The organism is Arthrobacter sp. GCM10027362 (genome assembly GCF_042679445.1).
GTDB lineage: Bacteria > Actinomycetota > Actinomycetes > Actinomycetales > Micrococcaceae > Crystallibacter.
The window spans coordinates 1-1,232 of sequence record NZ_JBHTML010000371.1 but is presented as its reverse complement, the minus strand read 5'-3'; the positions used below and the strand labels follow the sequence as shown (position 1 = coordinate 1,232).

The following is a 1,232-nucleotide window of genomic DNA, read 5'->3' as shown; positions in this document are numbered from 1 at the left end:
GTGCGCACGCCCCAGCCGCTGAACATTTCCGGGGACATCAGCCGCCCGGCCACCAGCGGGGCCTTGTCCTCGTCGACGATGCCGAACAACAGGCATTGCCCCATATTGGAGGCACACGCGTCCACCGGGCGCTTGTCCCTGTCCAGGGCGACGGCGTAGTAGCCCTTGTCCGGCAGCCAGAACTGCTCGTTGAACCGCCGCTTCAGCCGCGCCGCGCGATCCCGGTACTCGGCCGCCAAGGCCAGGTCGCCGGCGTCGTAGGCCATCCAGGAGCGGGCCTTGTACGCGCTGAACACGTAGGCCTGGACCTCGCACAGGGCGATGGGCGGCTCGGCCAGCCGCCCGTCGGCGAAGTTGATGCCGTCCCAGGAGTCCTTCCAGCCCTGGTTGACCAGCCCCTGGTCGTTCAGGCGCGCATACTCGACGAACCCGTCGCCGTCGCGGTCCCCGTAGTGCTCGATCCAGTCCAGCGCCCGGTCCGCGTTGGGCAGCAGGGCGGCAATGGTCTCCCTGGCGAACCCCCAGCGGCTGACCTCCCCGAGCAGCGCCACGAACAGCGGGGTGGCGTCGACGCTGCCGTAGTAGGCGTTCTTGCCGCCCAGGGCCAGCCCGCTGGAGACATCGAGCCGGACCTCGTGCAGGATCTTGCCCGGCTCCTCCTCGCTCACCGGGTCCACCACGGTGCCCTGGCGGTCGGCCAGCGTCTGCACGGTGCCCAGGGCCAGGGACGGATCCACCGGCAACGCCATGAGGGACGCCCACAGCGAGTCGCGGCCGAACAGGGCCATGAACCAGGGCGCCCCGGCGGCCACCACCACGCGCTCCGGATGGGCGGGATCCTCGATCCGCAGGGCGCCCAGGTCGTCGTAGCTGCGCCGCAGGGTCCGCTCGATGGCACGGTTGCCCATCTGCACGACCGGAATCCTGGCCACCCACTCCTGCCGGCGCCGGTCCCGCGGGGACAGGCCGCCCGCGTCCGGACGAACAAACGGTGCCGCCGGGCCGGACCCGTCAACGGCGGGAACCACGCTCAGCCGCGTACTCCAGTGCCCGTGCGGCGGGACGATTGTGCGATACGTCAGGGCGTCCGGCCCGACCTCGGCGCCCTCGGCGTTGACGACGATCCCCTTGCGGACGTCCTGCCAGGTAGCGCGGATGGTCAGCGAACCACCGTCGGGCTGCCGCGTCTCGTCCCAGTGCCGCTGGATCCGCGCCTCCTTCACCTCGAACAG

1 protein-coding gene is annotated in these 1,232 nt (G+C 71.1%); it reads right to left on the bottom strand.

The genetic code is table 11. The features are described from left to right. Nucleotides 1-1,232, bottom strand: a 1,232-nt coding sequence (locus ACFQ36_RS22740) for an amylo-alpha-1,6-glucosidase (protein WP_377017848.1), incomplete at both ends; no start/stop codon positions are given.